This window comes from Vibrio sp. Y51_MX_L26 (genome assembly GCF_024181935.1).
GTDB classification, from domain to species: domain Bacteria; phylum Pseudomonadota; class Gammaproteobacteria; order Enterobacterales; family Vibrionaceae; genus Vibrio; species Vibrio diabolicus.
In genome coordinates this window covers 132305-139192 of the sequence record NZ_JAMZAS010000012.1, presented here as the reverse complement: position 1 = coordinate 139192, position 6888 = coordinate 132305, and the positions used below count along the sequence as shown (strand labels likewise).

At 43.3% G+C, this 6888-nt stretch carries 6 protein-coding genes and 1 rRNA gene; all 7 read right to left on the bottom strand.

Annotated elements, in window-relative coordinates; genetic code table 11:
* Window positions 1–80 (bottom strand): 16S ribosomal RNA (locus tag NL645_RS19840); the annotation flags it as partial.
* Window positions 81–568: 488 nt separating this feature from the next.
* Complete coding sequence (locus NL645_RS19835) at window positions 569–1822, bottom strand: HD-GYP domain-containing protein (RefSeq protein ID WP_237312657.1); 1254 nt, start codon at window positions 1820–1822, stop codon at window positions 569–571.
* A 128-nt stretch (window positions 1823–1950) separates the two neighbouring features.
* Window positions 1951–2949, bottom strand: a complete 999-nt coding sequence (locus tag NL645_RS19830) for a LacI family DNA-binding transcriptional regulator (RefSeq protein WP_006742369.1) — start codon at window positions 2947–2949, stop codon at window positions 1951–1953.
* A gap of 105 nt (window positions 2950–3054) precedes the next feature.
* Window positions 3055–3810, bottom strand: coding sequence for a chitin disaccharide deacetylase (gene chbG / locus NL645_RS19825; RefSeq protein ID WP_104969818.1), 756 nt, complete (start codon window positions 3808–3810; stop codon window positions 3055–3057).
* An 18-nt stretch (window positions 3811–3828) separates the two neighbouring features.
* A complete protein-coding gene (locus NL645_RS19820) occupies window positions 3829–5151 on the bottom strand; it encodes a 6-phospho-beta-glucosidase (RefSeq protein ID WP_005397437.1) in 1323 nt (440 codons plus the stop codon).
* Window positions 5152–5161: 10 nt separating this feature from the next.
* On the bottom strand, window positions 5162–5473 hold the full coding sequence (locus NL645_RS19815; RefSeq protein ID WP_031780628.1) for a PTS lactose/cellobiose transporter subunit IIA: 312 nt from the start codon (window positions 5471–5473) through the stop codon (window positions 5162–5164).
* A gap of 51 nt (window positions 5474–5524) precedes the next feature.
* Window positions 5525–6859 (bottom strand): PTS sugar transporter subunit IIC, encoded by a 1335-nt coding sequence (locus NL645_RS19810; RefSeq protein ID WP_253652264.1) that lies wholly within the window; start codon window positions 6857–6859, stop codon window positions 5525–5527.
* Window positions 6860–6888 lie beyond the last annotated feature (29 nt).

Sequence of the window (6888 nt, the reverse complement as noted above, 5' to 3'; positions counted from 1 at the left end):
ATAACTCGTTTCCGCTCGACTTGCATGTGTTAGGCCTGCCGCCAGCGTTCAATCTGAGCCATGATCAAACTCTTCAATTTAAGATTTTGTTCGGCTCAATGAATACTGAACATTACATAAAAGTAATGTTTGAATTGACTGTGCTGAATCCGAAGATTCAATGGTCACTTCGTTTCATTGAAACCTAATTTGATACCGAAGTATCTAATTGGATTATCATCAACGAGTGCCCACACAGATTGATAGGTCTATATTGTTAAAGAGCTTGCTTTTCGAGAAGCTTTTCTCTCAAAGCGGAGGTGCATTCTAGCGATTTGGTTGTTAGTGTCAAACACTTTTTTCAACTAATTTTTCGTAGAACCTTTTTACCTCTTCGACTCCGCTGAAGCCTTGTGGCGTCTACCGTGTCGATGGATGCGCATTATAGGGAGAAGATTTTCTTTGGCAAGACTAAAAATGCATTTTTTCTAAAAAAACATGCCAAGCGAACACTTTCCATCCAACCTTAAAATTACCCAGAAATAACACTCAGGATCTCTACAATTTACCCACAAAAAGCTGTGGATAACTATTCGTCGCTATCAAAGAAGTAGGAAATGCGTGAGCGCGGATTAAGATACTCTTTGATTTTTTCCGGCAATTTAGACGGGTGAATCGCATTAACTATCTTTATATCTTTAGATGCGAGGTCAATGATAGGCGCTTGCGTTCTTGGCACTGATGGGTCGTAAACCAATACATTTGGGAATAATAGATGCGATGCATTCACTGAGATAACCAAGCCCACCATATTATTGGAAAGCTGAACCACAGTGCCTGGAGGAAACACGCCCATAAACTTAATCAGGATATTCAGGTTTTCTTCTTTATATAGGTGTTTACAGTTCTTATATAAATGAGAGAGTGCGGTATAAGGAATTTTTTGCTCTGAGACTATAGGTGTATGACACAAGTTATCAAATGCGTTAGCTACAGCAATAATTTGAGCAAACTCGTTGATCTCATCTCCTTTCAGACCTTTGGGATAGCCAGACCCATCTCTTAGTTCATGATGCTGTGCAATCACAACTCTTGCAACTTCGGGAAAACCTTCTATTTGACTCGCAAGGTCTACTCCATATTTGGTGTGCAACTTTAAGTAGTTAGTTTCTGGTTCCGTCAGCGGTGCTTGCTTTCTTAATATTGCGGTAGGAATTTTTATTTTCCCGATATCGTGGAATAGCGCTGAGAATGAAAGCTCTTTCAACTGCGCAGCTGAGTACCCCTTAGCACGGCCAATCATCATGGCGACAACAGCAACGTTCAACGAATGGAAATAAATATCTTCAAACTCATTTTTACCGTTCATCAGGTGTAGAGTGACATTATCATCACACATTAACTTCTCGACGATATCTTCAATAAGAAGCTTCGCTTCATCAACGGCAGCTGTTGGACGATTACGAATTTTCGTCATGACCGAGCGCATACGCGCAAGAGAGCGCTCAAACTCTTTTTCGCACTGGATAACGCGTCGACGATACGCACTTAACTTTTCTATGCGGTTTTGTTTTTCTTGCCAAAGCTTTTGAGTTTCATGATCTAGCGACGCTTCATTCGTTACTCTATCAGCTTGTATCTGGTCGACTGGAAGTGGTGCGGCATCACTTTGCTCTGGATTAAAGTAAACGAACTTTACACCGAGGTGACGGATCATCTCGACTTGTTCTTGATCTTTAATCTTAAAACTATTGAGTAGAAAAGGGTGATCGTTCCACTTTAGCGGAAGACGGATATGTAATCCGGGTTGAATACGATCGACCGTAAGTTTAATGGCTGCCACTTATTCACTACTGATTTACGTTGCCTAAGAGAGTTAGAATACTAGTAAATTTTGTGAATAAATTCATCAGTAAGTATCAAAACATCAGATGGTCATTTCTAATGACTCATTTAATGAGCAAAAGCAAGCTACTTTAAGGTGCGATCTGCTTTGCGTATTTTAAGCTGAGCCTCGAACGTTGGCTTATCTATTATTTCTTGACCTTTGACTAATCCCATTAATGTTTGTACCGCTACACGGGCCATATCACTGATAGGAAAGTGCACTGCCGACACTGTAGGATAAAGGCTTTCACAAAGGTCGACACTGTCAAAGCTAGTTAAAGAGATTTGCTCCGGTACTGAAATATTGTGCTCGTGTAAGTACTGCATTGCACCGACCGTCATTTCCTCACTGCAAGAAAAGACTGCAGTAACTTCAGGGTGTCGTTGTAAAATTGCAGCCATTGCATCATAACCACTTTGCCGACCATAATTCCCTTCTTCACACCAGCTTTCGTCAATATCGATACCTGCGTCCTTCATCGCATCAACGTACCCAAGCTTTCTTAATAAACTATTATGACGTTGGGATGGACCGGTAATACAGGCGATTTTTCTATGACCACCAGCTAAAAGATGTTCGACGGCAATACGGCTTGCATGATGATGATTAAAAGTAACGCAACGCTCTTCTATTCCTTCAACATAGCGATCCAGAAGAACGAAAGGTGTTGGCTGTTTAGCTAATTCACGTAAGTCATCATCTGACAAATAACGACTATGGAGGACATAGCCATCACAACGCAGATCATTAAAACGCTGAATCGCTTCCTTTTCACCTTCTGCAGAATGATGTCCTTGAGCGGTAATCAGAAACTTTTTATGAATATCCAGCTCAGTCTGAACCTGCTCCATCATCTCGCCAAAGAAGCCCCCCGTATAGTAAGTCACCAATAAGCCAACCATATTACTGGATGAGGTTGCGAGTGAACGAGCAATCGCACTCGGGCGATAATTCAGTTGCGCCATAGCTTGCTCTACTTTTTTTCGAGTTTCTTCGCGAAACTTCCCCTCTCCATTAATGATTCGAGAAACGGTAGAGCGATTTACACCGGCGAGTTCGGCGACATCTTTAATCCTTGCCATAATGCTATTGGGTCCAACTGCAATTGTTATTAAATATCCGTTTGTGTAGAACGGCTGCCAGCAATTCGTAAGGTGCTTATAGGGGGCGAAGCTGGCAGCCTTTAATCATACACCGACCATTTGATTGGTAGAAACGAGCTCAGAGTAATCCGTGACAGCTATACCATGTTGAGCTAACTGTTCTTTTAAAATGGGAGAGGTAAGAACTTGTAACTCTAGCTCTCGCTGAAGTGCATAACCACTCTTTAAAATCAGCGCTTGATCGGCCTCTGCCGGGTGGCACATCACCTCAACCAAATCATAGTCTGTCTTTAGACTCAATAAATGCGCCATCAAACCATCCAAACTTACTTTTTGATCGTAAAACTCATCAGTAAAGACATACCTTGTTGTCATCGATTCTTGACACAAGCCAGTGCCCCGCAGTGGCACTCGGTATTCACTCGCTACCTCTTTAATAACGGGCAAAATTTGAGGGTGAGTATGCGCGTGATGATGGCTATCTAAGTGGCTTAGCTCTAACCCAAGCGATAAAAAATGTTCCACCTGAGCTTTTGCTTCGTCATAAATGACCTGAATTTCGAAGTCCTGCTTACCCCACAGTTCGTCGTATTTGATAAAATGCGCTCGACCGTTGGTCAAATTAGGGTGCCCAGTTAGAGGCACTCCCGCTGTAAACCTAAGATGAACGCCAATTCTCAAGTCTGGATTATGGCGAGCCAACTCTAAAGCATGTTTCTCAGCATCCATACCGACCATCATGGTGGTTGAATGAACAACACCTTGCTGATGAGCTTTTACGATGCCGTTATTTACACCTCTCGTTAAACCAAAATCATCAGCATTAAAAATGACTTTCATTGGCGTCCTTCCTTAGTACTACAACGTCGTTAGTTTAAATTGAGGTAAATACGGAGCGTTCACCGCCAGAATATCATCCAGAATTGACTTGGCACGACCAATGTCTGGCACCAATGGGTTGTTGGTTAGTGCCATGAGCGCTTTGTCATAATTACCTTCCACAGCGGCGTCTATTGTCAACTGTTCATATGCTTTGACTTGATAGAGTAATCCTTTGATATTGTTTGACAGCTCACCAACCGCAAGAGGTTTCGCGCCCCAACTACCAATCACCGCGCTACACTCAATCACAGCATCATCAGGGAGGCCGTTAATCGCTCCGTTATTTAAGACGTTAACAACATGAATACTATTACGATTGTTATAAATTGAATCAACCAAGTTTAGTGATGCATCTGAATAATAAGCCCCACCCCGCTCTTCTAACTCTTTCGGCTTATGATCGAGATTAGGATCTTGATAGAGCTTGAATAGCGCATTTTCTGTTTCCATTACCTGCTCAGCACGAGTGCCCTTTTCACCCGCGCTTTGTTTCTCTTCAGCGAGCATAGCATCGGTTTGATAGAAATAACGATGGTAAGGACATGGTATAGCCCCCAGCGCTTTTAGAAATGCTGGATCCCACGGTTCTTCCCAGATGTTCTTCATGCTGAAGTTAGCACCATCACCGACTTTCTCTAATACCGTTTGAGTAATATCTTCTCCATTGAGCCATGCTTTGTGCACCCAAACGAGATGGTTTAATCCGGCAAACTCCAGTTGTAGCTCTTTTGGCTCGCACTCCATCATTTCTGCGATCATCATTTCCATCGAAACCGGCACATTACATAAACCAATACTCTTTACTTTGGTGTACTTACTGACGGCTTCAGAGACCAAGCCCGCAGGGTTGGTGAAATTGAGCATCCATGCATTGGGTGCCAACTCTTCAATATCTTTACATATATCAAGAATAACCGGGATGGTTCGCAGTGCTTTAGCAAACCCACCAGGGCCTGTTGTTTCTTGGCCAATGACGTCGTATTTAATTGGAATTCGCTCGTCATTAGCACGAGCAGCAAGGCCACCCACACGGAACTGCGTCATCACAAAGTCCGCATCTTTTATCGCAGCACGACGATCAAAGTCTGCTTTTATCTCAATCTTTGCACCTGCTTTATCAACCATTCGCTGCGCTAGACCTTTGATAATCTCAAGCTTCTCAGCTCCTGACTCAATGTCCACAAAATGAATCTTCTTAACGGGTAAATATTCTAAGCGCTTAATAACCCCTTCAACCAGTTCAGGGGTATAGCTACTACCACCGCCAATAATGGCAAGTTTGATCGCCTCTCTAGACATTTTTCTCCCCTTATTTGTTCGAGATTTTTTTGTTCAGTGCAACGATTTCTACAGCCATTTCTTGAGCCAAAATCGTGGTCATTAAGTGATCTTGAGCATGTACCATCACTAACGTCATCGGGACTTTCCCTTCCCCCTGATCTTCCTCAATCAACTGAGTCTGAATTAAGTGGGCTTTGTTAATGCACTCTCTTGCTTGAGAGAGCTTCTCCTCAGCCGCATCAAAATCTTGTTCTCTAGATAAACGCAACGCCTCGTAGCTCAAACTTCTGGCTTCGCCAGCATTACAGATGATCTCCATCACAACCAATTCTTGTTCCATCATTTTCTCTCCGAAAATCGGGCCGCGGTAATTGCGGCCCATTAAGCACCGTTAAGCAGTAACACCTTCGCCTGAAGGTTGCGCCTCATCTTTAGTTTCTTTCGTCGTCGGTAGTTCTTGCTCCAACATTTGCTTCTCAAACATTTTGAAGAATGGAAAGTAGATAATTAGGTCAAGAATCAATAAACCAATGACGAGCAATACTGGAGCAAAGGTCCAACCGCTACCCCACGAAGCACCTATCAGTGCTGGTGTTGTCCAAGGCGTTGTAGCGACACCCATACCCACAAAGCCAACATGCACAGCAAAGTACGCAATCGTAGCGTTGATGACTGGAGCGAAGACGAACGGGATAAACAAAGTCGGGTTCATCACAACTGGGCTACCGAAGATCACAGGCTCATTGATTTGGAAGAAGCCAGGCACCGCACTCATTCGACCAATACTCTTAAGGTGAACAGAACGGCTAAATGACATCAGCATAACAAGAGCAAGTGTTGCACCAGAGCCACCGATAAAGATGTAAAAATCCCAGAAAGGCTGAGTAAATACGTTTGGAATCGGTTCACCTGCAACAAAGGCTTCGATGTTGGCACCAATGTTGGTCAAGAAAATTGGAGAAAGCAGCCCCACAACAATTGCAGCACCATGGATACCCGCAAACCAAAGTAATTGGCAAAGCAATAGAGCGCCAATAATGGCAGGCAATGAGTTAGACGCACTAATTAAAGGCTTAAAGACTGCCATGACCGCATCTGGAATCAGCATGTCGTACTGGGTTTGCACGAAAAGGCTAAGTGGATATAAGGTAATAAATATCGCTAAGACTGGTAACAGTACTTCAAATGATCGTGCAATCGCCGGTGGCACCTGCTCTGGCATACGAATCGTAATATTGTGCTTTTTCATAAAACGGTAGAGCTCTACCGAGAAGAATGCACACATCACTGCGGTGAAGATCCCGGTTCCTCCCATGTGTGACATAGACAACGCGCCATCTTTAGCAGGGGCCGCGATGAGTAAAAAAGACATCAGCGACAATACAGCACTCGTGATCCCATCCATCTTGTAAGCCTTAGCTAAGCTATAAGCAACGCCGAGCGAAACAAAAATGGTCATGATCCCCATCGACATGTTGTAGGGCATCATTATGGTATCAAAATGTGTGGTGGCGAAATCGAGCCAAATTCGACCAAAAGTAAAGGTCGTGTCTTCGGCAAATGGTGGGAATGCAAAAATCAAAATGAAACTACCGACAATAATAAACAGCATTGCAACTATAAAACCGTCTCTCATTGCTCGAACATGGGGCTGATTCCCCACTTTTGCTGCTATAGGGGCTATATGCTTTTCGACTGCGCCTATAATTGCGTCATAAAGCTTCATAGAATCCATCCTTATTTTAGGCAAAAGAA